The organism is Mesorhizobium sp. WSM3860 (genome assembly GCF_002294995.1).
Taxonomy (GTDB): domain Bacteria; phylum Pseudomonadota; class Alphaproteobacteria; order Rhizobiales; family Rhizobiaceae; genus Mesorhizobium.
The window spans coordinates 585,299-608,483 of the sequence record NZ_NSGF01000001.1 but is presented as its reverse complement, the minus strand read 5'-3'; the positions used below and the strand labels follow the sequence as shown (position 1 = coordinate 608,483).

At 64.1% G+C, this 23,185-nt stretch carries 24 protein-coding genes and 1 tRNA gene; 11 read left to right on the top strand and 14 right to left on the bottom strand.

All coding sequences use genetic code 11. The features are described from left to right. Positions 1–44: 44 nt before the first annotated feature. The 3 genes from CK220_RS03185 to CK220_RS03175 are packed head-to-tail and all read right to left on the bottom strand — an operon-like array spanning position 45 to position 2,664. On the bottom strand, positions 45–935 hold the full coding sequence (locus CK220_RS03185) for a transporter associated domain-containing protein (RefSeq protein WP_095810108.1): 891 nt from the start codon (positions 933–935) through the stop codon (positions 45–47). Beyond that, a complete protein-coding gene (aroB, locus tag CK220_RS03180; protein WP_095810107.1) occupies positions 932–2,053 on the bottom strand; it encodes a 3-dehydroquinate synthase in 1,122 nt (373 codons plus the stop codon). The genes CK220_RS03185 and aroB overlap by 4 nt, the downstream gene beginning before the upstream one ends. Further along, positions 2,050–2,664 carry a shikimate kinase gene (locus CK220_RS03175; RefSeq protein ID WP_095810106.1) on the bottom strand — a complete coding sequence of 205 codons (615 nt, stop codon included), beginning with the start codon at positions 2,662–2,664 and terminating at the stop codon, positions 2,050–2,052. Before CK220_RS03175 ends, aroB begins: the two co-directional genes overlap by 4 nt. A gap of 204 nt (positions 2,665–2,868) precedes the next feature. On the opposite strand from CK220_RS03175, the gene CK220_RS03170 reads away from it, so the two are divergent. The 5 genes from CK220_RS03170 (at position 2,869) to CK220_RS03150 (ending at position 6,867) form a co-directional block, all read left to right on the top strand. Beyond that, positions 2,869–3,021 (top strand): histidine kinase, encoded by a 153-nt coding sequence (locus tag CK220_RS03170; RefSeq protein WP_066990358.1) that lies wholly within the window; start codon positions 2,869–2,871, stop codon positions 3,019–3,021. Positions 3,022–3,030: 9 nt separating this feature from the next. Then, positions 3,031–3,945 (top strand): site-specific tyrosine recombinase XerD, encoded by a 915-nt coding sequence (locus CK220_RS03165; RefSeq protein ID WP_095810105.1) that lies wholly within the window; start codon positions 3,031–3,033, stop codon positions 3,943–3,945. Positions 3,946–4,044: 99 nt separating this feature from the next. Continuing rightward, positions 4,045–4,995: an acetyl-CoA carboxylase carboxyltransferase subunit alpha gene (locus CK220_RS03160; RefSeq protein ID WP_095810104.1), complete on the top strand. Its 951-nt coding sequence runs from the start codon at positions 4,045–4,047 to the stop codon at positions 4,993–4,995. Positions 4,996–5,295: 300 nt separating this feature from the next. After that, entirely contained in the window at positions 5,296–6,615 is a 1,320-nt protein-coding gene (locus CK220_RS03155; protein ID WP_095810103.1) for a murein L,D-transpeptidase family protein, read from the top strand. Positions 6,616–6,627: 12 nt separating this feature from the next. Continuing rightward, entirely contained in the window at positions 6,628–6,867 is a 240-nt protein-coding gene (locus tag CK220_RS03150; protein ID WP_066990371.1) for a sulfurtransferase TusA family protein, read from the top strand. Between the two features lie 18 nt (positions 6,868–6,885). Here CK220_RS03150 and CK220_RS03145 read toward each other — a convergent pair whose 3' ends face one another. After that, a complete protein-coding gene (locus CK220_RS03145; RefSeq protein ID WP_095810102.1) occupies positions 6,886–8,004 on the bottom strand; it encodes a GTP-binding protein in 1,119 nt (372 codons plus the stop codon). Continuing rightward, positions 8,001–9,173: a D-alanyl-D-alanine carboxypeptidase family protein gene (locus CK220_RS03140; RefSeq protein WP_095810289.1), complete on the bottom strand. Its 1,173-nt coding sequence runs from the start codon at positions 9,171–9,173 to the stop codon at positions 8,001–8,003. The genes CK220_RS03145 and CK220_RS03140 overlap by 4 nt, the downstream gene beginning before the upstream one ends. A gap of 215 nt (positions 9,174–9,388) precedes the next feature. Between CK220_RS03140 and CK220_RS03135 the strand changes: the two genes are divergently transcribed. From CK220_RS03135 to CK220_RS03125, 3 genes are all read left to right on the top strand, one after another. Continuing rightward, a complete protein-coding gene (locus tag CK220_RS03135) occupies positions 9,389–10,552 on the top strand; it encodes a M20 aminoacylase family protein (protein ID WP_095810101.1) in 1,164 nt (387 codons plus the stop codon). A 120-nt stretch (positions 10,553–10,672) separates the two neighbouring features. Beyond that, positions 10,673–10,749, top strand: a tRNA-Arg gene (locus tag CK220_RS03130). Between the two features lie 175 nt (positions 10,750–10,924). Next, positions 10,925–11,149 (top strand): hypothetical protein, encoded by a 225-nt coding sequence (locus CK220_RS03125; RefSeq protein WP_141245085.1) that lies wholly within the window; start codon positions 10,925–10,927, stop codon positions 11,147–11,149. A 277-nt stretch (positions 11,150–11,426) separates the two neighbouring features. Here CK220_RS03125 and ugpC read toward each other — a convergent pair whose 3' ends face one another. The 8 genes from ugpC to CK220_RS03085 all read right to left on the bottom strand — a co-directional run bounded on the left by ugpC (position 11,427) and on the right by CK220_RS03085 (position 19,549). Continuing rightward, positions 11,427–12,485: a sn-glycerol-3-phosphate ABC transporter ATP-binding protein UgpC gene (gene ugpC, locus CK220_RS03120; RefSeq protein ID WP_095810099.1), complete on the bottom strand. Its 1,059-nt coding sequence runs from the start codon at positions 12,483–12,485 to the stop codon at positions 11,427–11,429. 34 nt (positions 12,486–12,519) lie between these two features. Continuing rightward, complete coding sequence (locus CK220_RS03115; protein ID WP_082953638.1) at positions 12,520–13,341, bottom strand: carbohydrate ABC transporter permease; 822 nt, start codon at positions 13,339–13,341, stop codon at positions 12,520–12,522. Next, positions 13,338–14,279: a sugar ABC transporter permease gene (locus CK220_RS03110; protein ID WP_095810098.1), complete on the bottom strand. Its 942-nt coding sequence runs from the start codon at positions 14,277–14,279 to the stop codon at positions 13,338–13,340. Before CK220_RS03110 ends, CK220_RS03115 begins: the two co-directional genes overlap by 4 nt. Continuing rightward, the gene (locus CK220_RS03105; RefSeq protein WP_095810288.1) at positions 14,279–15,616 is read right to left on the bottom strand and encodes a sugar ABC transporter substrate-binding protein; all 1,338 of its coding nucleotides are present in this window, start codon (positions 15,614–15,616) and stop codon (positions 14,279–14,281) included. Before CK220_RS03105 ends, CK220_RS03110 begins: the two co-directional genes overlap by 1 nt. A 61-nt stretch (positions 15,617–15,677) precedes the next feature. Then, on the bottom strand, positions 15,678–16,337 hold the full coding sequence (locus CK220_RS03100) for a GntR family transcriptional regulator (RefSeq protein ID WP_095810097.1): 660 nt from the start codon (positions 16,335–16,337) through the stop codon (positions 15,678–15,680). A gap of 22 nt (positions 16,338–16,359) precedes the next feature. Next, positions 16,360–17,244 (bottom strand): dihydrodipicolinate synthase family protein, encoded by an 885-nt coding sequence (locus CK220_RS03095; RefSeq protein WP_095810096.1) that lies wholly within the window; start codon positions 17,242–17,244, stop codon positions 16,360–16,362. Positions 17,245–17,345: 101 nt separating this feature from the next. Then, positions 17,346–18,734 carry a chromate efflux transporter gene (chrA, locus tag CK220_RS03090; protein ID WP_095810095.1) on the bottom strand — a complete coding sequence of 463 codons (1,389 nt, stop codon included), beginning with the start codon at positions 18,732–18,734 and terminating at the stop codon, positions 17,346–17,348. Next, positions 18,731–19,549, bottom strand: a complete 819-nt coding sequence (locus tag CK220_RS03085) for a sulfurtransferase/chromate resistance protein (RefSeq protein WP_095810094.1) — start codon at positions 19,547–19,549, stop codon at positions 18,731–18,733. Before CK220_RS03085 ends, chrA begins: the two co-directional genes overlap by 4 nt. Before the next feature lie 177 nt (positions 19,550–19,726). On the opposite strand from CK220_RS03085, the gene CK220_RS03080 reads away from it, so the two are divergent. Then, positions 19,727–20,032 (top strand): hypothetical protein, encoded by a 306-nt coding sequence (locus CK220_RS03080; protein WP_141245084.1) that lies wholly within the window; start codon positions 19,727–19,729, stop codon positions 20,030–20,032. A 65-nt stretch (positions 20,033–20,097) separates the two neighbouring features. Here the strand turns inward: CK220_RS03080 and CK220_RS03075 are convergent, their stop codons facing one another. Beyond that, the gene (locus tag CK220_RS03075; RefSeq protein WP_095810092.1) at positions 20,098–20,886 is read right to left on the bottom strand and encodes a 3-hydroxybutyrate dehydrogenase; all 789 of its coding nucleotides are present in this window, start codon (positions 20,884–20,886) and stop codon (positions 20,098–20,100) included. A gap of 221 nt (positions 20,887–21,107) precedes the next feature. Between CK220_RS03075 and CK220_RS03070 the strand changes: the two genes are divergently transcribed. Together CK220_RS03070 and CK220_RS03065 are read left to right on the top strand one after the other, a co-directional pair. Then, entirely contained in the window at positions 21,108–21,890 is a 783-nt protein-coding gene (locus CK220_RS03070; RefSeq protein WP_095810091.1) for an acetoacetate decarboxylase, read from the top strand. Then, positions 21,883–23,043 carry a patatin-like phospholipase family protein gene (locus tag CK220_RS03065; protein ID WP_095810090.1) on the top strand — a complete coding sequence of 387 codons (1,161 nt, stop codon included), beginning with the start codon at positions 21,883–21,885 and terminating at the stop codon, positions 23,041–23,043. Before CK220_RS03070 ends, CK220_RS03065 begins: the two co-directional genes overlap by 8 nt. Positions 23,044–23,185 lie beyond the last annotated feature (142 nt).

Genomic DNA, 23,185 nt, shown 5'->3' with positions numbered 1-23,185 from the left:
GAGCCGCCCTTTGCAGGCCGGTCTCACCTGAATATCGGCACACCTTAACCTTCGCCGGCGGGCCGGATCCTCAATCTTGCGATGCGGTTCTTGTCGCGCTTCATCACCACGAAACGCTTGCCGTGGAAGGTGAAGGCCTGCTTCTCGTCTGGTATCGTCTGCGTCTCGTGGATGACCAGGCCGGCGATCGTCGTCGCCTCCTCGTCCGGCAGATCCCAGTCGAGTGCCCGATTGAGGTCGCGAATTGCCACCGTGCCGTCGACGACGACCGAGCCGTCGGCCTCCTGCTTGACGCCTTGCATGTCGACATCGTGCTCGTCCGCGATCTCGCCGACGATCTCCTCGATGATGTCTTCCAGCGTCACCAGCCCTTCCATCTCGCCATACTCGTCGACGACGATGGCGAAATGCGCCTTGCGGCGCAGGAAGGCGTTGAGCTGATCCTGCAAGGTGGTGGTATCGGGCACGAACCATGGCTTCGACGCGATTTTTGTGACGTCGATCTTGGAAAAGTCGTTGCCGACCTCGTTGAGCGCCCTCAGCAGATCCTTGGCATGCAGCACGCCGACGATGTTGTCGAGCGAGCCTTTCCAGAGCGGCATGCGGGTATGCGGGCTCTGCAGAATCTCGCGCACCACCATTTCCGGCGGATCGTCGGCGTTGACCGAGCGCATGTTGGTGCGGTGGACCATCACGTCCGACACCTCGAGCTCCTCGAGTTCGAAAAGCGCGCCCAGGCGGTTGCGATCCTCGCGCGCCTGCCCGTTGCGGCGGGTGTCGTCACCGTTCTCGTCCGGCTCATCGTGCTCGGGCGCCGTCGTCTCGATCGGCCGCAGACTGTAGCCGAGCGCCGCGAAGAGCCGCGTGCGCAAGAGAAACGCCAGCACGATGACGGCGGCAAGGACGGCTGCGGCGATCCAGCCGGCGTCAATCATCCGGGATGGCTCGCCTTCAGGAAGGACAGCACTTCGGAGGGCGGCACGTCCTTGGCGATGAAGGCTTGGCCGACGCCGCGAGTCAGAATGAAGGTAAGCGCGCCGCGCGATACCTTCTTGTCCTGTGTGATAAAGCCGAGCAGCGCCTCGGCATCCGGCAGTTGGCCCGATATGTCGGCCATCCGCCAGGGCAGGCCGACGGCACGAAGATGCGCCTCGACGCGCTCCGCGTCGTCCGGGCTCGCCAGATTGAGGCGCGCCGAGAAGCGGTGAGCCAGCGCCATGCCGATGGCGACGCCCTCGCCATGGACGAGACGGGCGCCGTCATAATTCGTCGCGGCTTCGAGCGCATGGCCGAATGTGTGGCCGAGATTGAGCAGCGCGCGGTCGCCGGTCTCGAACTCGTCGCGGGCGACCACATCCGCCTTGGCGCGGCAGGCCTCCGCGATGGCTTCGGTCCGCTCCGGGCCGCCGGCGAACACCTTTTGCCAGTTCTCCTCCAGCCAGGCGAAGAAGCCGGGACGGTCGATCAGCCCGTATTTGGCGAGCTCGGCATAGCCGGCGCGGAATTCGCGCATCGGCAAAGTGTCGAGCACGCCGGTGTCGGCAAGGACCAGTTTTGGCTGGTTGAAGACCCCGACCAGGTTCTTGCCGCGCGCGCTGTTGATGCCGGTCTTGCCGCCGACGGAAGAATCGACCTGCGCCAGCAGCGACGTCGGCACCTGCACGAAATTCATCCCGCGCCGCACGATGCCGGCGGCGAAGCCGGCAAGGTCGCCGATGACGCCGCCGCCAAGTGCCACGACGACATCGCGCCGTTCGAGCTTGGCGGCGAGCACGCCGTCGACGACCTCTTCGAGGTGGGTGAAGCTCTTGGTCTTTTCGCCGGCCGGCAGGGTGATGACGGCGGCCTCAATGCCGCCTTTTTCCAGGCCGGCCTGCAGCGTTTCGAGATGCGCTGCGGCGACATTCTCGTCGGTGACGATGGCCGCGCGCGTGCCGGGAAGGCGGCCTGCGATTTCGGTTCCTGAGCCGGAAAGCAGGCCGGGCCCGATCAGTATGTCATAGGCACGGTCGCCGAGCCCGACCTCGACCTTCACCGGTTCGGTATGGCTCACGGCTCTACCTCGTCGTCGCTGGTGGCGATTGGCGCGATCCCGAGGTAAGAGCAAAGCGCGCATACCACCTCGCTCGCGATGACTTCTTTGCGGTCGTCGCGGGTCGAAACCGTGAGGTCGGCGGTGGCATAGACCGGGTAGCGCTCGCCCATCAGCTTCTCCAGCACGCCGCGCGGATCCGGATTCTTCAACAGCGGCCGGTTCTGCTTTTTCGAAACCCGCTCCATCAGGAGATCGAGATCGGCCTTCAGCCAAACCGAGACGCCATGCGCCTCGATCGCCTCGCGCGTCTGCGCGTTCATGAAGGCGCCGCCGCCGGTGGAAAGCACCTGCGGGCCGTTTTCGAGCAGACGCAAGATCACCCGCTGCTCCAGGGCCCGGAACTCAGGCTCGCCATAACGCTCGAACAGCTCCGGCACGGTCATGCGCGATACGCTCTCGATCTCCTGGTCGCTGTCGATGAAGGGCAGCGAAAGCACGGTCGCCACCTTGCGGCCGATTGCCGTCTTGCCGGCGCCCATCAGGCCGACGAAAACGATCGAGCGGCTGCCGAGCCGCTCGAGCAGCGCGACACGGCCTTCGTCCGGCGGATTTGCTGGCAGCGCGTTCATGCGGAACCCTCTTTGCGCCGTATCGACATCAAAAGCCTGTTTGCGTCAAGCAGGCCGCCGCAGGCAGGCCTGATCGCCCCCTTCCGTCGAGAAGCTTCCTCGACAAATCCTCCGCCCAGACCTTCGTCCTTGAATTGGCCGGAATGGCGTCCCATAAGGGCACAGGGTTTGGAATCGCAGAACAAGAAGACGGGCGAAGACTGAATGCCGACATTGTTTCGCTTTGTCGTGACGCTGGCGGTTCTTGCAGGCGTCGCTTATGGCGCGATGTTCGCGCTGGCGATGTTCGTAGAGCCGAAAAAGGCCGAAATGAGCGTGCGCATCCCCGCGGAAAAGCTCAATCCGAAGAAGAACTGAGCCGGCCAAATGAACAGCGCGGCCCGCATCGAAGCCTTTCTGGAGATGATGAGCGCCGAGCGCGGTGCGGCCGAGAACACGCTTTCCTCCTACCGCCGCGATCTCGAAGACGCCTCCGAAGCTATCGGCGGCGGGCTGGCGGGAGCGGCAGCCGCCGACATCCGCGCCTATCTCGACGACATCGCGGCGCGTGGCTTTGCGTCGACCTCGCAGGCGCGCAAATTGTCGGCGATCCGCCAATTCTTCAAATTCCTCTATGCCGAAGGCCTGCGCGGCGACGACCCGACCGGCACGCTGGACAGCCCGAAGAAGGGCCGGCCGCTGCCGAAGACCATGACCGAAGCCGAGACCGGCCGCCTGCTCGACCGCGCGGCCGAGGAGGCGGGCGGGGCCGCGCCCGACGGCGACAGGCTGGCGGCGCTGCGCCTGCACGCGCTGGTCGAGGTGCTCTATGCCACGGGCCTGCGCGTTTCCGAGCTTGTCGGCCTGTCGGTGACGGTGGCGCTGCGCGACGACCGTTTCTTCATGGTGCGCGGCAAGGGCGACAAGGAGCGCATGGTGCCGCTGTCGGCCAAGGCGCGCTCCGCGATGCGCGCGTGGCTTGCCGCCAGGGCGGAGGTGCCGGCCTATGCCGAGAGCCCGTTCCTGTTCCCAGCCTCATCCGACAGCGGCCATCTCTCCCGGCAGGTTTTCGCGCGCGATCTCAAAGGCTTGGCGGCGCGAGCCGGCATCGCCTCGACCAAGATCTCGCCGCATGTGCTGCGCCACGCCTTCGCCAGCCATCTCCTGCAGAACGGTGCGGATCTCAGGGCTGTGCAGCAACTGCTTGGCCACGCCGATATCTCCACCACGCAGATCTACACTCATGTGCTGGAGGAGCGGCTGGTGCGGCTGGTCAACGATCATCATCCGCTTGCCGACTAGGCTTCATACCGCTATGTGAGGGCGACGTTCCACCGCCCGGAGCCAGCATTTCCAGGGTTCCGCCAGCCATTGCCTTCCGACGGATCGGTCCGCCCCAGCATGTACAATTACCTCGATTTCGAAAAGCCGGTGCAGGATCTGGAGCTCAAGATCCTTGAGCTGAAGAAGCTCGCGGAGAACGGCGAGGCGGTCGATGTCGCCGACGAGATCAGCAGGCTGGAGAAGCGTTCGCGCGATGCGCTGCGCGATCTCTACAGGGCGCTCACCCCTTGGCAGAAGGTGCAGGTGGCCCGCCATCCGGACCGGCCGCACTGCCTCGACTACATCAAGGGCTTGTTCAGCGATTTCACGCCTTTGGCCGGCGACCGCAATTTCGGCGACGACCAGGCGATCGTCGGCGGTCTCGCCCGCTTCCGCGGCGAGCCGGTGGCGGTGATCGGCCAGGAGAAGGGCTCCGACACGGCAAGCCGCATCAAGCACAATTTCGGTTCGGTAAGGCCCGAGGGTTACCGCAAGGCGGTTCGGCTGATGGAGCTCGCCGACCGCTTCAGCATCCCGCTTTTGACGCTGGTCGACACCGCCGGCGCCTATCCCGGCGTCGGTGCAGAGGAGCGCGGCCAGGCCGAGGCCATCGCGCGCTCCACCTCCGCCTGCCTGGCGCTCAAAGTGCCGTCGATCTCGGTCGTCATCGGCGAAGGCGGCTCGGGCGGCGCCATCGCGATCGCTACCGCCAACCGCGTCTACATGCTGGAGCACGCCATCTATTCGGTAATCTCGCCCGAGGGCGCGGCCTCGATTCTTTGGCGCGACACCACCCGTTCCAAGGACGCGGCGACCAATATGAAGATCACCGCCCAGGATCTTCTCGAAATGAAGGTCATCGATGCCATCGTCCCCGAGCCGATGGGCGGTGCCCAGCGTGCGCCGGAAACGGTGATAGCCGCCACCGGAGACCTGATCGCCAAGACGATGAGGGACTTTGCCGGCGCCAACACCGACTTCCGCGAGCAGCGCCGCGAGAAATATCTGGCGATGGGCCGCAGCCTTTAATGCATGTCGCGCAAAACTGTGCAGCGGTTTTGCGAAAAGGACATGCATGAAAACAAAGCACGCGAGTCTGCCTCAGCGCCACCCGCTTTAATCGGCCGCTCGCCGAAACTATGGCGTCAGTTTACAATTTCGCCACAAAAATGCCGCCGCATTCGGCTCAATGAAAATATCCGCGAGGGGTTGGCTATTGCTTGCGGTAAGGAATTTTCAAGGTTAACGGGCTTACGGTCCATTGGTGTTGAGCCTGCGGGCCGGCCATGCCGAGACCGTTGGCCTGAGAGAAAAGACAAAGCCGTAGCGATGTTTGCCAAGCTTGCCCGCACCGGAGTCCTTGTCGCCGCGATAGGCCTCGCCGGCTGCAATGATTCGTCGATGAAGGATTTTGCGCCGGAGGCCAACAAGCCGCTGCCGGATAAGATTCTCGCCGACATGAAGGCCAAGGGCATGGTGCGCACCTCCTCGGTGATGGCGCGCATCTTCAAGGAAGAAGGCAAGCTGGAGATCTGGAAGGCCAAGACCAACGGCCGCTACGATCTCGTCGCCAGCTACGACATCTGCAAATGGTCGGGCAAGCTCGGCCCCAAATACACCGAGGGCGACCGCCAGGCGCCGGAAGGCTTCTACACGGTGCGTCCGTCGCAGATGAATCCGCGCTCGAACTACCATCTGTCCTTCAACATCGGCTATCCCAACGCCTACGACAGGGCCAACGGCCGCACCGGTTCCAATCTGATGGTGCACGGCGCCTGCTCCTCGTCCGGCTGCTATTCGATGACCGACGCCCAGATCGAGCAGATCTATGCTTTCGGCCGCGATGCCTTCCAGGGCGGCCAGACCGAGTTCCAGATCCAGGCCTTCCCGTTCCGCATGACCGCCGCCAATATGGCGCGCTACCGCAACGACCCGAACTACGAGTTCTGGAAGATGCTGAAGGTCGGCTACGACAATTTCGAGATCACCAAGGTGCCGCCGAAAGTCGACGTCTGCGAGAAGCGCTACGTCTTCAATCAGGCAGCGCCCGAAGGCACCACCTTCGACCCGACAGGGCCCTGCCCGGCAATGACACAGCCTGATTCGTTGAAAACGGCCTACGCCGACTACGAAAAGCGCTATGACGCCGCCTTCAACTCCGCGGTCAAGGGAAGCATACTACCGCCTAAGCCGGCCATCGCCGGCATCAAGGAAGCCAGCATCGTTTCCGACTGGTCGAAGCGCCGCGCCCGCGGCGAGCGCGTACCGATCGACCCGCCATCGATGAATGCGGACGGCTCGGTAAGCGAGACGACGCGCATGGGCCGCATCGATTCCCCGCTCGGCCGCAAGATGGCCGCGCTCGACGCCGAGAAGGAGGCCAAGCGCAAGGCCGAGGAGCAGCGGCTTGCGGCGATCGAGGCAGCCAAGGCCGCCAAGGCGCAAGCGCAGGCTGAAAAGGAAGCTGCCAAGGCGCAGGCTCTGGCCGAAAAGGAAGCCGCCAAGCAGGCGGCTCAGCAGCCGGTGGTCACCGCAGGCGTCGAGGCGGCTCCCGCGCAACCGGCGCCCGAAACGCAGCAGGCGGCAAGTGCCGACGAAGGCACGGTCTCGAAGCTGAAGAAGAAACTGCTCGGCATGTTCGGCGGCTGAGATTTCTCGATCTTGGCCGGATCCGCCGCTACCTACGATCTGAAGGGCCTGAATTGCCCGCTGCCGGTGCTGAAGGCGCGCAAGCGCCTGGCCGCGATGCGGCCTGGCAGCCGTCTGTGGCTGGAAACCACCGACCCGCTGGCCGTTATCGACATTCCGGCCTTCTGCGCCGATGCCGGCCACCAGCTGATCGAGACGGCGGCGGTCGACGGCGGCCATCGCTTCCTGGTCGAGCGCGGCGGCGCGGCTTAGGCCAACCGCACCTCTGAGCTACAGCCCGGCGATCGCCAGCGGATTGGCCTCGAGCGCCGCCCGGTCGGGCGTGTCGATCGACGGCTTGTTGGTGAAGGCGGAAAACAGCCTCTGGACATAATCTTCCGGCATGTCGAGCGTGATCAGCACCAGCCGGGTGCCGCGCCGTCCGTCCGGCCACGACGGCAGCCTGGCCGGCGGATGCAGGATCTTCTGCACGCCGTGGATCACCAGCGGCCGTGACGGATCCTCCTGAAGTTCGATGACGCCCTTCATGCGCAGCAGCTTCTCGCCATGCGTCGAGCGCAGCAAATCGAGGAACATCTCGATCGCCGAGAACGGCACCGGCCCGTCATGGACCAGCGAGTGGGAGCGCACGCGGCCGTCGTGGCGGTGGTCGTAATGATGGTGGCCGTGATCATGACCCTCATCGTGGTGATGATGATCATGCGCCGCCTCCTCTCCGAGCCAGCGCCGCACGTCCGCGCTCTTGGTTTCGGGATTGTAGAGGCCGCAATCGAACAGGGACGCTGCCCCGGTAGCGGGATCATTGACGTCGAGCAGGACGGCGCTCGGATTTATCTGATGAAGTCGCGCCCGCAGAGCCTCGACGTCGCTGGCCTCGGCGAGATCGGTCTTGGTCAGCACGATGCGGTCGGCGACGGCCGCCTGCTTCACCGCTTCGACATGGCCATCGAGCGTGGCCTCGCCGTTGACGCCGTCGACCAGCGTGATGACGCCGTCGAGCCGGAAAGCCTGCACCAACGCCGGATGCGCCATGATCGACTGCAGCACCGGTGCAGGATCGGCAAGACCGGTGGTTTCGACCACAACGCGCGCCAGCCTGGCGATGCGCCCGGTCTGCAGCCGGTCGACGAGGTCGGCCAGCGTATCGACGAGTTCGCCGCGCACCGTGCAGCAAAGGCAGCCGTCGGAAAGCTGGATGATGCCGTCTGAGGCTTGCTCAACGAGCAGATGGTCGATCGCCACCTCGCCGAACTCGTTGATGATGACGGCCGTGTCGGCAAGCGCCGGGTCCTTGAGCAGCCGGTTGAGCAGCGTCGTCTTGCCGGCCCCGAGAAAGCCGGTGAGAACCGAGACGGGTATGGGAAAGCCGCTGCGCGTCTGCCCGCTCATGGCTGGTTTGCCGCCTTGGCCGGCTGATCCCCCTGGGCTGCAGTGGCAGCGGTGGCGGCAGGTGTGGCGCCGGTCGGCAGGGGCTTGTCGGGCCGCCAGCTGGGCAGCGGCACATCGGCATAGTTCTGATCGGTCTGGTCGACGAAAGCCTTGGGTGCCGGTCCGGTGGCGCCGCCAAGGCCGACCGCGATCAGCGTCGGGTGATCGAGTTTCACCTGATAGGGCGATTTGGCCTTGCCCTTGGCGGCGGCGACCGGTGCTGCCTCGGACTGCTGTTCCTTCGGCTTCTTCCTGCAGATCTCGTCATTCAGGTCGTTGGGCGACAGCGTGTCGCCATAAGGCTTGAGCGCCGCGAGGGTCGTCGACCCAGTTGTCGACGCGTCAAAACCCTGGTCGAGCAGCCTCGCCGCCGCTTCGGCGCGGCTGATGGCGGATTTTTCGCCAAGCACGACGGCAACCAGTGTGCGGCCATCGCGCGTCGCCGAGCCGATCATGTTGAAGCCCGACGAGCAGACGAAGCCGGTTTTCATGCCATCGGCGCCGGGATAGCGGCCGATCAGCAGATTGTAGTTCGGGATCGCCTTCTTTCCGACGGCAAGGCCCTCGATGGAGAACCACGGCGCATATTGCGGGAAGTCGTTGCGAAGTGCCGTCACCAGGACGGCAAGGTCGCGCGCGGTCGTGTATTGGTCCGGCGAGAAGAGCCCGTTCGGATTGACGAAATGCGTTCCGACCATGCCCAGCCTGGCGGCCTCGGCATTCATGCGGTCGGCGAAGGCGGCCTGCGATCCGCCGATATTCTCTCCGACGGCCATCGCGATGTCGTTGGCCGACTTGACCAGCATCATCTTCAGCGCATTGTCGAGCCGCATGACCGAGCCCGGCTTGAAGCCCATCTTGCTCGGCGGCTCGCCGGCCGAATGTTTCGTCACCTTGATCGGCGAATCGAGCGCCACCTCGCCGGCGGCGATCGCCCGGAACGTTACATAGGCCGTCATCAGCTTGCTCAGCGAGGCCGGGTACCAGCGCTTGAAGGCGTCCTGATGCTCCAGCACCTTGCCGCTCTTCAGGTCGAACAGCACCACCGGATTGGCGCGCGCAGTGCCGGAAAGCATCGGCAGCGCCAGCGCCCCCGCAAGCAATAGGTTGAGGAAATGCCTTTGCCGCATGATCAATTCCGAAATCGCCTCTTGCCGTAGTTGCCGCTGGCTCCGTAAGATTTCGCTACGCGATGGCCAGCATAGTGCGGACCGACCCTCGACCCCGGGCCGCATTATGCGGTGCTATTTACCTTATGTGACGTCAAAATGGCAAAGCGCCAGACGATCACACTTGCCGGGCAGCGGCCCTGAACCGCCTGCCCCAACAAAGAAATGGAACGATTATGCCAATTCTCAACCGTGCCGCGGAAATGCAGGAAGAAGTCGCGGGCTGGCGGCGCCATCTGCACCAGACGCCGGAACTGAACTTCGACGTTTTCCAGACCGCCGCCTTCGTCACCGACAAGTTGCAGGGTTTCGGTTGCGACGAGGTTGTGACTGGCCTCGGCAAAACCGGCGTCGTCGGCATCATCCGCGGCCGCAAGGGCGAGGGTCCGGCCATCGGCCTGCGCGCCGACATGGACGCTTTGCCGATCAACGAGATCACCGGCAAGCCCTACGCGTCGGGCGTTCCCGGCAAAATGCATGCCTGCGGCCATGACGGCCACACCGCCATGCTGCTCGGCGCAGCCAAATATCTCGCCGAAACGCGCAATTTCGCCGGCTCCGTGGCGGTGATCTTCCAGCCCGCAGAGGAAGGCGGCGGCGGCGGCAACGAAATGGTTAAGGACGGCATGATGGAACGGTTCGGCATCTCAAGGGTGTTCGGCATGCATAACATGCCCGGCCTTCCCGTCGGCGAGTTCGCCATCAAGCCCGGCCCGATCATGGCGGCGACCGCCGAATTCACCATCACCGTCAAGGGGCATGGCGGCCATGCGGCGATGCCGCACGCCACGATCGACCCGATCGTAGTTACCAGCCAGTTGGTGAGCGCTTTGCAGACCATTGCCTCACGCAGCACCGATCCGGTCGAGGCCGTCGTCGTGTCGGTGACCAAATTCCATGCCGGCGATGCCTACAACGTGATACCGGAAAAAGCCGAGATCGCCGGCACGGTGCGCACGCTGAAAAAGGAAGTGGCCAGGAAAGCGGAAGAGCGAATCCGCGCCATTTGCGCTGGCCTCGCATCCGCCTTCGGCGCGACGATCGAGGTCGACTACGACCCCAACTATCCCGTCACTTTCAACCATCCGGAAGAGACGGCCTTCGCCAGCGATATTGCCGCCGAAGTCGCCGGCGACGCGAATGTCTACCGCGCCATCCAGCCGGTGATGGGCGGTGAGGATTTTTCCTACATGCTGGAAGCGCGCCCCGGCGCCTTCATCTTCATCGGCAACGGCGACAGCGCCGGCCTTCACCATCCGGCCTATGACTTCAACGACGAGGTCATCCCGCACGGCATGAGCTATTGGGTCAGGCTGGCGGAGACGGCGCTGGCCGCCTGACCGCTTTGCACCGAGGCGACCTCCCCGCGCCGATTGGCGCCATGGAGCAAGGCGCCGCGCCGATCGGCCGGTAACGCCTCTTGGCGAACCGGCCCGAAGCGTTTATGTGTCGGGCGGCGTGGTCCCGTAGCTCAGTAGGATAGAGCGGCAGATTCCTAATCTGTAGGTCACAGGTTCGATTCCTGTCGGGATCACCAACTAAATCAAAGGGTTGGCTGACTTTTGCAATGCTCCCATGTTGCATTTTCTTGCAACTGGGTCCCGTCGCTTTCCGTTCGCTCGAATCGTCAAGCACTCCCCTCGCGGGGGTGTTACTTGCAGACGCGTCGTTGGTGCGCGATGTTTCGGCCGGGAACGGGAGGGGCTAATGACATGTACACACCAGAACAAGCGGCACATATAGAGCGCCTCAAAAAGAAGCGTCCGCAGGCTCTTGGAATTCTTCTGATTGGGCTTCCCTTGGCTCTCTTGCTTGTAAGGTTCTGCAAGGCCGAAGGCTGGAATGGAAGGGTATATGTGCCCATCGTAACCAGCATCGGTATCCTGGTCGGCCGTATCTCTACGGTGATCGTTCAGCGATTGATGGCCAAGAAGTAGGTAAGTCCCTCTTCGCCTGAAATCGTCAAGAACTTCCCTGACGAGCGCCGTGCGCTCTGCATCCGAGATCGCCCAGTAGGAGAAGGCATCGTCGGTCCGGTGGACCAGCAAGAACCCGCCCGCCGCGAGTCGTCCGCCACCGATTTGTCTTCGTTCTGCCAAGGCGCCGCCACCAGGTGATCAGATGTTCATGGTGGCGATAGACCAGCGCCGGAATCGGTCTGTCGCCGATGGCCTCGACGCGGCCGCCGAGGTGAGCGCGCGCGGACAGCAGCAATCAGATGCGCCGGCCGGTCTTGGCGTCGAACAGATGCGCCGAGGCGCGGCCGATCTCGATCCGCACGCTCTCGCCTTGCTTCAACGCCAGCCGCTCGCGGAAAAGGCAGGAGATCACCTCTCCGCCGCAGTCGACCGTGGCGAAGATTTCCGAGCCGGTCGCCTCCATGAGCGTGACTGTGCCGGAGAGACCCTGGCCGGTCACCCGGATATGCTCGGGACGAATGCCGTAGACCAGTTCCCTTCCCGCGGCCTCGCTCGGCCGGATGCCTTCCGGCAGCGGCAGTGTCAGCCCACCGGCGCTGCGGAAGATGCCCTCCTCGATATGGCCGTGGATGAAGTTCATGGCGGGCGAGCCGATGAAGCCGGCAACGAACAGATTGGCCGGGCGGTCATAAAGATCGAGCGGCGCGCCGATCTGCTCGACCAGGCCATCATGCAGCACGACGATCTTGTCGGCCATGGTCATCGCCTCGATCTGGTCGTGCGTGACATAGATGGTGGTGGTGCCGAGCCGCTGATGCAGCGCCTTGATCTCGCCGCGCATCTGCACGCGCAATTTGGCGTCGAGATTGGAGAGCGGCTCGTCAAACAGAAACACCTGCGGATCGCGCACGATGGCGCGGCCCATGGCGACGCGCTGGCGCTGGCCGCCGGAGAGCTGGCGCGGATAGCGGTCGAGCAGCTTCTCGAGGCCGAGAATGCCGGCTGCCCGCTTCACCCGGCTCGCGGTATCGGCCGGATCGGCTTTCTTGATCTTGAGCGCGAAGCCCATGTTGTCCGCCACCGTCATGTGCGGGTAGAGCGCGTAGTTCTGGAACACCATCGCGATGTTGCGGTCCCGTGCCCTGAGGTTGTTCACGGTGCGCTCGCCGATTGCGATCTTTCCGGCCGAGATCGTTTCCAGCCCCGCGATCATGCGCAGCAGCGTTGACTTTCCGCAGCCAGAAGGCCCGACCAGGATGACGAACTCGCCATCGGCGATATCGACGCTCACATCGTGGATGATCCGAGTGGCTCCGAAAGCCTTCTGCACATTGTTGATGCTTACCGATGCCATACGTACCTCCAAAAGAATGAGGCGGATCAGGTCCTCAGCCGCCCTTGACCGCGCCGGCAGTCAGCCCGGCGACGATCTGCCGTTGCGCGAACATGGTCAGCACCAGCACCGGCAGCGTCACCACAAGCGCCGCGGCGGCGAGCGGCCCCCAGCTCACCTGCTCGTAGGACAGCATGTTGTAGACCGCGACCGGCAATGTCCGCGTCTCGCGGCTGGCGAGCACCACGCCGAAGACGAAGTTGTTCCACGAGAAGATGATCGACAGGATGAAGGCGACGACGATGCCAGGCTTGGCGATCGGCAGCGCGACCAAGCGAAACACCTGCCACGAACTGGCGCCGTCGATGTTGGCGGCCTCCTCCAATTCCATCGGTGTCGTCTCGAAATAGCCGATCATCACCCAGACCACGATCGGCACCGTCACCACCAGATGGATGATGATCTGCGGCCAGAGCGTGCCGAGGATGCCCAGCCACTGAAACAGGAGGAACAGCGGGATGAGATAGGAAAGCCCCGGCGTCATCCGCGCGATCATGATGACGATCGCCGAGCGTTCCGCCTTGAGCCTGGCGATGCCATAGCCGGCCGGCACGCCGATCAGCAGCGCCAGCAGCGTCGCCGTGCCGGTCACCAGCACCGAGTTCCAGAGATAGAGCAGGAAATTGTTCTCCTCGAACACCTTTGCGTAGTTCGACCAGGCGAAGCGCTCCGGGATCAGGATCGGCGGATAGGCGCCGTTGTCGATCTCGAACTTCAGCGACAGTGAGATCATCCAGAGGAAGAACAGGATCGCCGGCGAGACCAGCACCAGCGCCGCGAAGAACAGGCCTATCTTATTGAGCAGCCGCGAGCTCATCTATTGCCCTCCGTCTCGACCCATTGCGAGCGCTGGCGCAGCATCAGGAGGATGAAGGACAGGGCCACGATGACGATGAAGAAGACCACGGCCATGGCCGAGCCATAGCCCATGTCGTAGTAGGAGAAGGCAGTGTTGTAGAGATAGATGTTGATCGTTTCCGATGCCGTGCCGGGCCCGCCCTGGGTCATGGCGTAAATGATATCGAAGCTCTTCAGCGCATCGATCGTGCGGATGATGACCGCGATCATCAGAAACGGCGCGATCATCGGCAAGGTGAGGTAGCGGAACTGCTGCCAGGCATTGGCGCCGTCGATCTCGGCGCTTTCGAACGGCTCGCGCGGCACGGATGCCAGCCCACCCAGCACGATCAGCATCACCAGCGGCGTCCACTGCCAGGTCTCGACCGCGACCAGCGAAGGAATGACGGTGTTGGCGTTGAAGATCCACTCCTGCGCCGGAATGCCGATCAGCGACAAGAGATAATTGAGCACGCCGAGCTGCGGATGGAACATCATGGTCCAGACCAATGCCACGGCAACGGGTGTGGCCATCATCGGCATCACGAAGACGCCGCGCAGCAGGCCGCGCAAGGCAAACCTGGCGTCGAAGATGAGCGCGGCTACGGTGCCGAAAAACATCGGCGCGACCACCGACAGGAAAGTATAGATCAAGGTATGCCAGAGCGATTCCCAGAACCGCGGATCGCTCGCCAGGCGCAGATAATTTTCCATCCCGGCAAAGCTTCGCGACTGTCCGAGCGTCCAGCTGTTGACGCTCATCCACAACGTGAAGGCCCAGGGAAAGACGATCACGGCGCCGACGACGACGAGCGCAGGAATGACGAAAGGCCAATAGTTGGGAGCCAGCCGGATCGGCTGGCTCTCTTCGCTGGCTTGCGTCGTCACCCCTGCGCGTTCCGGGGCGATGGCCGACATCAGCCTTGCTCGCTCCTGTCGAGAACCGGCTGGAATTGCTCGGTGGCCTTCTTCAGTTCGTCGGCCGGATCGGCGCCGGCGATCATGTTTGTCAGCGCCACGCCATAGATGTCGCGGAACTCGGTGACCGGGATGATGACCGGCAGCGCCAGCCGGCTGATATTGCCTGAGCCGACCACGGCATCCAGCCAGCTCGGCGGCATGGTGACGCCTTCGCGCACCTTGGGGTCTTCCAGCACCGACTTGCGGAACGGCACGCCGGCGCCGGCCTGCAGGAGGCGCGCGCCCATGGCCGGCGAAACCGCCCACTGGCAGAACAGATAGGCCGCTTCCTTCTTCGTGCTGGCAGACGTGACACCGATGCCGTCGCCGAACGTGCCTGCGGCATGCGCCTTGGGACCCTTCGGCATGACGCCATAGCCGACCTTGCCGACCACCCGCGACTTCTCCGGATTTTCCATCGGCGGTGCGAAGCCCACGCCATCGAACCACATGCCGATCTTGCCCTGCAGGAAAGCGGATTGCGCCTCGGCCCAGTTGAAGCCGGTGACGCCGGGAGGCGCGGCCTTGGTCATCAGCCGCTGATAGAGGCCGGCGGCTTCGATCGCCTCCGGCGATGTGGTACGCAGCTTGCCGTCGCTGCCGAGCGGCGTCATGTCGTAGCCGAGCATCAGCGACGTCCACACCGGCGTGTTGGCGTTCTTGAGGCCGCGTGCGACGAAACCGAAGGTGTTGCTTGAGGGATCCGTCAGCGCTTCGGCTGCAGCCACCAGCTGCTCGAAGCTCTCGGGATATTTTACGCCTTTGGCGTCGAACAGCTCCTTGTTCCAGTAGAGGATCCAGTAGTCGACCGAGAATGGCAGCGAGCGCAGCACGCCTTGGCCGTCCTTGGCGAACTGGATGCCGGCCTCGGCGAAGTCGCTTTCAGTCAGGCCTGGATCGGTGAGGCCCGGATCGGCAAGGAAGCCGGAAATGTCGGCCAGCCAGCCGCCCTTCTCGAACTGGCGCTTCTGCACATGATAGCTCAGATGCACGACGTCGAAGCTCGGCTTGCCGGAACTGAGCTCGATCACCGTCTTCTGGCGCTGCTGCTGTTCGGGTGTAGCCTCCGCATTGACCTTGATGCCGGTCAGTTCCTCGAACTCGGCGAGATTTTTCAAGATGGTGTCGCTGCGCGGGCTCTTGACCAGGTTGACGTCGAGTGTCGTGCCGGCAAAGCGCTTCCAGTCGACGCCCGCGGCGAAGCTCGGACGAAGACCAGCGAGTCCGGCGGCGGCGAGAGCCGCGGTTCCCTGGAGCAACTGCCTCCTGGTTGGACTGAATGGATTGGACGACATTTCTTCCTCCCGGTTGTCGTTGTCGATTACGCCGCGACGATTGCGGCGCGGTTTTGCTTCCTCAAATCTGCAGCGCCAGCCGGCGCGCATTGTCGATGTGCTGGCTGATCGCCTCGACCGCCATCTGCGGATCGCGTTTCTCCAGGGCCTCGATCACCGCAAGATGCTCGCGCATGACCGGCACGACGCGACCGTCGATGCGGAACCGCTCCTGGTGGATGAGCCTGATCTTCACCGAATTGACCAAGTAGGCCTTGGCGATGATCTCGTTGCCCAGCGCGCTGATGAAGGTGTCATGCATGGCCCAGTCGATGTTCTGGGCGTTGCCTTCCATTTCCGGCGTCGGGGTCTGCGCCAGCGCCTGGGCGAGCATGTCCTCGTGCTCGCGCCTGAGACCCGCAATCTCGGCGTCGGACGCGTTGACGGCAAACAGCGCGACCGCCTCGCGCTCCATGAACAGGCGGAACTGGAAAGCCTCGCGGATCAGGCTGATGTCGATATGCGCGATCTGCATGCCGCGTTGCGGTATCGTGGTCAGCAGCCCCTCGGCCTCGAGCCGCGGCACGATCTCGCGGATGGCTCCGAGCGGCAGGCCGGTGAAGGCGACCAGCTCGCGCTGCGAAACGAACTGGCCGGGCCTGAGGTCGCGGGCCAGCAGATGCCGCGTGAAGCTGGCATAGGCCTTCTCCCTGAGGGTTGCCGGTTCGCTCGTGTCGTCCATGGCGATCAGCGCCCTCCCCGGTTCAGGCTGCCTGTGTCGCAAGCAGCCTGTCGTAAGCGGCGCCAAGCTGCTGCCGTTCCTGCAAGGCTACCGGCTCCAGCGGCGGCCGAACCGCCAGCCAGCGTTCGTCGCCGGTCTGGCGCGCAACCATGGCCTTCACCGCCGGGATGACCGGATGCCGGAGCAGTTCGAGGACGAAACTTTCCACGCGGGAGTCGTCGCGTCCGCTCTCGATCATGGCGCGAAGTTGGCCGGCGGCGAAATTGGCCATTCCGGAAATCGCGCCCTGGCCGCCGATCCGCACCGCCGGCGCCAGATGCCGTTCGTCGCCGATGAGGATGATCAGGTCGCCATGCGTCTCGAGCAGCGCTTCGCTGTAGCCCCAGTCTCCACCGGAATCCTTGACCCCGGCGACCACGCCCGGATACGCCTTGCGAAGCCGGCCGATCAGATCGAGCGACAGCTGCACCGTCGTGACCGAGGGGATGTTGTAGAGCAGCATGCCGCGGGCCAGCGGACCGAGCGCGGCGAACACGGCGCCGAACCAGCCGAACAGCCCGTCGTCACCGACATTCTTGAAATAGCTCGGCGGCGCCAGAAGGATGTTGCGGGCGCCGCGCTGCAAGGCCTGGCGGCACTGCTCAGCAGCGTCCTCCGCCGCATCGACCAGCACGCCGGCAACGAGTTGGTCGGCGGAGATGCCCGCCGCAAGCATGGCATCGATGACCGCCTGCCGCTCCGCCGTACCGACCGAAGCGCCTTCGCCGGTGGTGCCGAACAGCGTCACGCTGCTGCAGCCGGCATCGAGACAGGCCCGAGCATGCGCGGTCATCAGTGGGACGGCGATCCGCCCCGCTTCATCAAAGGGCGTTGTGAGCGCAACCGACAGACCAAAGCGCGAACCCACCTGGAATCTCTCCGTTCATCAATATGCAGGCAGACGTAGCATGCTGACATGTTAGCTGTAAACAAAGTTCTCGATCACGCTTGGCTGCGAACGGAAACAATTCACAATGCCTGTAGAGCCAGTCCCGCCAGCGCGGATGCCGCGAGCGTCGGCAGCATGCCGGCCTTCAGCCTGAGCATGGCGACCATCGCCGCCCCCGACAGCAGCGCCGCGCGCCAGTCGAGCGAGGCGACGACCGGAACCTCGACGCCAAAGCCGACGCTCTCGACCTTGCCGAAGACGACATGCAGCGCGAACCACAGCGCAAGGTTCATCACCACGCCGACGACGGCCGCCGTGATCGCGCCGAGCGCCGCCGACAGAGCCTTGTTCTGCCGCAGCTGCTCGATGTAGGGCGCGCCGAGGAATATCCAGAAGAAGCAGGGCACGAAGGTCGCCCAGAGCGTCAGCGCCGCCCCCAGCGACCCTGCAAGCAAAGGGCTGAGCGTGCCCGCATGGCGATAGGCGGCAGCGAAACCGACGAATTGCAGCACCAGGATCAGCGGTCCGGGTGTCGTCTCGGCAAGTCCGAGCCCATCGACCATTTCTCCGGGCGAAAGCCAGCCGAACGAGGTCACCGCGGCTTGCGCGACATAGGCGAGGACCGCATAGGCGCCGCCGAAGGTGACGACCGCCATCAGGCTGAAGAAGCCACCGATCTGCGCCCATACGCTCCCCGGCCCTGCCAGCGCCGCGATCAGCGCTATCGGTCCGAGCCAGACCGGCAGCCAGATGGCGATGGTGCGGGCCGCGTGCCATCTGGTCGGCACGGTGTGGTCGAGCTCGCCGCGCTCGAACATCAGGTCGACCACGCCGCCGCTGTCGGCAGCGGCGCCGCCTTTTCCATGCGCCGAGGCCGAAAACAGCCCTGGCGCGAAGCGATTGCCGATCCAGCCGATGAGGCCTGCAGCAAGCACGATCAGCGGGAACGGCAGCTTGAGCACATAGATGGCGAGGAAGGCCGCCACCGCGATCGTCACCATGGCCCGGTTCTTCAGCGCTCGCTTGCCGATGCGGATCACCGCCTCGACGACGACCGCCAGCACCGCCGCCTTGACGCCGAAGAACAGCGCCTCGATGACCGGCGCGTCGTTGTAGAGCATGTAGAAGCTGCTCAGGGCGAGCATGACCAGTGCGCCCGGGAGCACGAACAATGTTCCGGCGACGAGGCCGCCGGCCGTCCGGTGCAGCAGCCAGCCGATATAGACGGCAAGCTGCTGCGCCTCGGGCCCCGGAAGCAGCATGCAGTAGTTGAGCGCATGCAGGAACCGCTCCTCGCCGATCCAGCGGCGCTCCTCGACCAGTTCCTTGTGCATCAGCGCGATCTGCCCGGCCGGCCCGCCGAAAGAGAGCAGGCCGATCTTGGCCCACAGCCGCGTCGCTTCACTGAAGGTCGGCACAGCCGGGACATCGGCCGGCTGCGCAGCGCTGTCTTTGGCAAGCACGGTCATTGTTGCTTGCCCCCGGCCGGCCAGTTATGCGTCTCGTCCGTGGCGTCGCGGCACCAGCGGAAGAAAGCGTCGTAGACCAGCATGCCGGCTTCGAGCTGTTCCAGGTCGTCGCGGAACATGCGCGACAGGCCGAGTGACGCGGCGAGGAACCCGGCCGCCTGCGGCACGAGGTCAAGCCGTGCCGTGTCCGCTCCGCGCACGATCAGCGCCAGGCGATCGAGCGCCTCGCTGCGCAGGCCGAACTCCTCGATCATCGTGTCGAAAGTGCAATGATCGCCGCGATGGCTCCAGAACACACCTTCGATGTCGAAAGGCACCGCGGCGAAGCGATCCGCGACCAGGGGCACCTCGGCCGGGTCGACGAATAGGAACACCGCATCGGGATCGACGAAGCGGCGGATCAGCCAGGGGCAGGCGATGCGATCCACCTTCGGCCGGGAACGCGTGACCCATACGGTGCGGCCCTTCCCATCGCGGGGCGGAATCGCGCCGGCCGCGACCAACGGCGCCTTGGCGGCGACCCAGGCCTCGAAGCCGCCTTCGAGCGACTCCGCCGCAATGCCCTCGTGGCGCAGCCACGCGGCGACGCCTTGTGAGAGCTTCGCGCCCCGCTGGCAGATGACCACCACTTTTGATCCGGAAAACTCGGCCGCCCAGGTCGAGACGGTTCTGAATTCGCGCCGGTAAGAAGCCGGCAGCAGCCGCGGATCGGCTTGAAAGTCGTCGTCGATGCGCACGTCGACGAGACGAGGTGCATCCGGCAGCCCGACGAGCCGGGCAAGCTGCGGCACTGTGATCTGAGTTGTTGATGGCATGGCGTCCACCTCCTGAATGAAGAGAGTTTGGACGCGATCGTTGGGCTGACGCCTCACGGGGTCGTCGCGGGGAACCCCTTAGCCAGGATGCTCTATCGGCCTCTGCAAATTGTCAAGCAAGGCTCGCACAATTGGACAGCGCCATGATACCTTACCCTCGGGCGAAGGGGCGAAACAATGACGCAAGCGAGCTCAAGCAAGCCTTTGCCGTGGACGGCGTTCCGGTTGTTCGTCGCCCTGCTGATGGTCAACTTCGTTTGGCACCTGTGCCTGCCCGGCAATAAACATGATCCCCATGGCGCCGTGATGGCCGACACACTGATCACCGTCGGCCTGCTCCTGAACCTATACGTCACGAAGCGCACGCTCAGCCAACGTGCGCCTGGCGATGTTCGTTGGAAATTGGGAGCGCCGCTCTATTGGGCAGCGCTGATCTCCGGCGTTGGCGTTCTTCTCATCCGCTTCTGGTCGATTGCCCGTTGATGGTCAGCTAGCCGGCTCCGCCGGGACTGACAAGGCCCGGCTTGCGCGCCACGAACAAGCCGGCCTTACTGCGCCGTCCAGCCGCCATCCATCGGCAGGGTCGTGCCGGTCATCTGCTTGGCGGCATCCGAGCACAGGAACAGCGCCAGTGCCGCCAGTTCCTCGACGGTAACGAACTCTTTGGTTGGCTGCGCGGCAAGCAGCACATCGTGCTTTACCTGCTCCTCGGTCATGCCGCGCGCCTTCATCGTGTCGGGGATCTGCTTCTCGACCAGCGGCGTCCAGACATAGCCGGGCGCGATCGCATTGACGGTGATACCATCCTGCGCGACTTCCAGCGCCACCGTCTTGGTCAGGCCGGCAATGCCGTGCTTGGCCGAGACATAGGCCGACTTGAACGGCGAGGCGACCAGCGCATGCGCCGAGGCCGTGTTGATGATGCGGCCCCATTTGCGGCTCTTCATGCCGGGCACCGCCGCCTTGATCGCATAGAAGGCGGCAAGCAGGTTGATGCGGATGATCGCTTCCCACTTCTCATCGGGAAATTCGTCGATCGGCGCGACATGCTGGATGCCGGCGTTGTTGACCAGGATGTCGAGGCTGCCGAACGCCTCCTCGGCCTCGCGGATCATGGCGGTGACCGCCGCGCCGTCCATCATGTTGGCGTCTGAATAGCGGCATTTGACGCCGAATTCCCTCTCGATGCCGGCGCGCTCCTTTTCGATCGCCGCGGCATCGCCCAGGCCGTTGATGGTGACGTTGGCACCCTCGGCGGCAAAGGCGCGGGCGATCGCAAGGCCGATGCCGCTGGTCGAGCCGGTGACGAGCGCATTCTTCGAAGACAGGGAACCCATGGCAGATCTCGCAACAGCTGGAAAGGAGGACTATGGGGCAAATAGTTTGTGCGTCGCAACATAACAATGCCATGGCCGTATTTCGGTGCGATTACAATGTTGTGATGCAGTTTGAGCGACGGGAAGCTGGCGGTCGTAGGACGTACATGGCACTGTCATGGTGCCGTGCAACATAGTCCTCCTGCGCGTGTCGCGTGTGTCATTTCTGAAGGGTGAACAGCTTGGAAATCGCCGACGTCGTGAAACGCGCCTATGCGATGCCGCTTACCAACCCCTCTTTCCCGCCAGGCCCATACCGTTTCTTCGATCGCGAATACATCATCATCACCTACCGCACGACACGCGAGGCGCTGGAAGCCGTCGTGCCGAAGCCACTCGAGATCGATGAGCCGCTGGTCAAGTATGAGTTCATCCGCATGCCGGATTCGACCGGCTTCGGGGACTATACCGAGACCGGTCAGGTGATCCCCGTGCGCTTCGGCGGACAACACGGCGGCTACGTCCATTCCATGTATCTCGACGACGACGCGCCGATCGCCGGCGGCCGCGAGCTCTGGGGATTCCCCAAGAAGCTGGCCAGCCCCAAGATCGTGCATGAGGGCGAAGTGGTGGTCGGCACCCTCCACTATGGCAGCGTGCTCTGCGCCACCGGCACCATCGGCTACAAGCACCGCGAGGCCGACCACGACCAAGTGCTCGCATCGCTCGCCGCGCCCAATTTTCTGATCAAGATCATCCCGCATGTCGACGGCAGCCCGCGCATCTGCGAGCTGGTCCGTTACTACCTCACCGACGTGACGCTGAAGGAAGCCTGGACGGCGCCGGCCGCGCTCGACCTTCGGCCGCATGTCATGGCCGACGTCGCGAAGCTGCCGGTGCTGGAGGTGGTCTCGGCCGTCCACTTCACCGCCGATCTGACGCTCGGACTGGGCGAGGTCGTTCACGACTATCTCGACGACCGGTCCGCGACCAGTGCAATCCAGCCGGAGAAGGCTCGTGCTTGAACGCACCCCACAAAAGGCGGCAGCCGCCACCATCGAGGAAATAACGGCGCAATACGACCGCATCGCCCTGGTGTTCCAGGGGGGCGGCGCGCTGGGCGCCTATCAGGCCGGTGTCTATCAGGCGCTCTCCGACGCCGGCTGCGAGCCGACTTGGCTGTCCGGCGTCTCGATCGGCGCGATCAACGCATCGATCATCGCCGGCAACGAGCCGAGCCGTCGCCTGCAGCGGCTGGAGCAGTTCTGGCAGACGGTCTCAGGCCGCAAGATCTGGGCCTATACGCCCGAAGGCGACATCTATCGCGACATCCGCAACCGCACTTCTTCGTGGATGACGATGACTATGGGCCAGCCCGGCTTCTTCAAGCCGCGCAATCCCAATCCCTGGTTCCAGCTGTCGGGGGCGGAAGGCGCTACCAGCTTCTACGACACCGCCGAGCTGAAGGACACGCTGGAAAGCCTGATCGACTTCGACATTCTGAACGACGGCAAAAAGCGGTTGAGTGTCGGCGCCGTCAATGTCAGGACCGGCAACTTCGCCTATTTCGACACCGACAAGGTGCGCATCGGACCGGAGCACATCATGGCGAGCGGCGCGCTGCCGCCGGCTTTCCCCTCGATCCGCATCGAGGGCGAGTACTACTGGGACGGCGGCATCGTCTCCAACACGCCGCTGCAATATCTGCTTGACCAGGAAGAGGACCGCACCTCGCTGGTCTTCCAGGTCGATCTGTTCAGCGCTCGCGGCGTGCTGCCGCGCGGCATGGCCGACGTGCTGTCGCGTCACAAGGACATCATGTATTCCAGCCGCACGCGCCAGAACACCGACAATTTCCAGCGCATCCATGCGCTCAAGATGAAGCTGCTCGATGCACTGAAGCGCGTTCCGCCGGAACTTCTGATAGAGGGCGAGAAGGAATTGATCGCCGACTATTCCGACGCCGGCGTGGTCAACATCGTCCACCTGATCTACCAGCACAAAGGCTACGAAGGCCACGCCAAGGACTATGAGTTCTCGGGCACCTCGATGCGCGAGCACTGGGAGATGGGCCTCGAAGACACCGAACGCACGCTGCGCCACAAGCAGTGGCTGATGCTGCCGACCAATGTCGAAGGCGTCGCCATCCACGACCTGCATCGCGAAGACCCGACCTGATAACCTTTCCTCGGCAAAAAGACCCGCCGTCGGAAACGCCCGGCGGGTCTTTTTGCGTGAGCGCTCGCTCCACGCACTGGATACAATGAAAACTGCGCCGTGAACGCCGCCGTCTTTGTCTCAGCGTGTTTGCCGCCCCTGG

Bases quoted from the DNA above. Each gene is read 5' to 3' on its own strand.
- CK220_RS03085 (WP_095810094.1), bottom strand. From the start codon at position 19,549: ATGCCATCAACAACTCAGATCACAGTGCCGCAGCTTGCCCGGCTCGTC.
- chrA (WP_095810095.1), bottom strand. From the start codon at position 18,734: ATGACCGTGCTTGCCAAAGACAGCGCTGCGCAGCCGGCCGATGTCCCG.
- ugpC (WP_095810099.1), bottom strand. From the start codon at position 12,485: ATGGCATCGGTAAGCATCAACAATGTGCAGAAGGCTTTCGGAGCCACT.
- CK220_RS03185 (WP_095810108.1), bottom strand. From the start codon at position 935: ATGATTGACGCCGGCTGGATCGCCGCAGCCGTCCTTGCCGCCGTCATC.
- CK220_RS03155 (WP_095810103.1), top strand. From the start codon at position 5,296: ATGTTTGCCAAGCTTGCCCGCACCGGAGTCCTTGTCGCCGCGATAGGC.
- CK220_RS03125 (WP_141245085.1), top strand. From the start codon at position 10,925: ATGTACACACCAGAACAAGCGGCACATATAGAGCGCCTCAAAAAGAAG.
- CK220_RS03165 (WP_095810105.1), top strand. From the start codon at position 3,031: ATGAACAGCGCGGCCCGCATCGAAGCCTTTCTGGAGATGATGAGCGCC.
- CK220_RS03175 (WP_095810106.1), bottom strand. From the start codon at position 2,664: ATGAACGCGCTGCCAGCAAATCCGCCGGACGAAGGCCGTGTCGCGCTG.
- CK220_RS03080 (WP_141245084.1), top strand. From the start codon at position 19,727: ATGACGCAAGCGAGCTCAAGCAAGCCTTTGCCGTGGACGGCGTTCCGG.
- CK220_RS03145 (WP_095810102.1), bottom strand. From the start codon at position 8,004: ATGAGCGGGCAGACGCGCAGCGGCTTTCCCATACCCGTCTCGGTTCTC.
- CK220_RS03115 (WP_082953638.1), bottom strand. From the start codon at position 13,341: ATGAGCTCGCGGCTGCTCAATAAGATAGGCCTGTTCTTCGCGGCGCTG.
- CK220_RS03170 (WP_066990358.1), top strand. From the start codon at position 2,869: ATGCCGACATTGTTTCGCTTTGTCGTGACGCTGGCGGTTCTTGCAGGC.
- CK220_RS03160 (WP_095810104.1), top strand. From the start codon at position 4,045: ATGTACAATTACCTCGATTTCGAAAAGCCGGTGCAGGATCTGGAGCTC.
- CK220_RS03110 (WP_095810098.1), bottom strand. From the start codon at position 14,279: ATGTCGGCCATCGCCCCGGAACGCGCAGGGGTGACGACGCAAGCCAGC.
- CK220_RS03100 (WP_095810097.1), bottom strand. From the start codon at position 16,337: ATGGACGACACGAGCGAACCGGCAACCCTCAGGGAGAAGGCCTATGCC.
- CK220_RS03075 (WP_095810092.1), bottom strand. From the start codon at position 20,886: ATGGGTTCCCTGTCTTCGAAGAATGCGCTCGTCACCGGCTCGACCAGC.
- CK220_RS03135 (WP_095810101.1), top strand. From the start codon at position 9,389: ATGCCAATTCTCAACCGTGCCGCGGAAATGCAGGAAGAAGTCGCGGGC.
- CK220_RS03105 (WP_095810288.1), bottom strand. From the start codon at position 15,616: ATGTCGTCCAATCCATTCAGTCCAACCAGGAGGCAGTTGCTCCAGGGA.
- CK220_RS03140 (WP_095810289.1), bottom strand. From the start codon at position 9,173: ATGCGGCAAAGGCATTTCCTCAACCTATTGCTTGCGGGGGCGCTGGCG.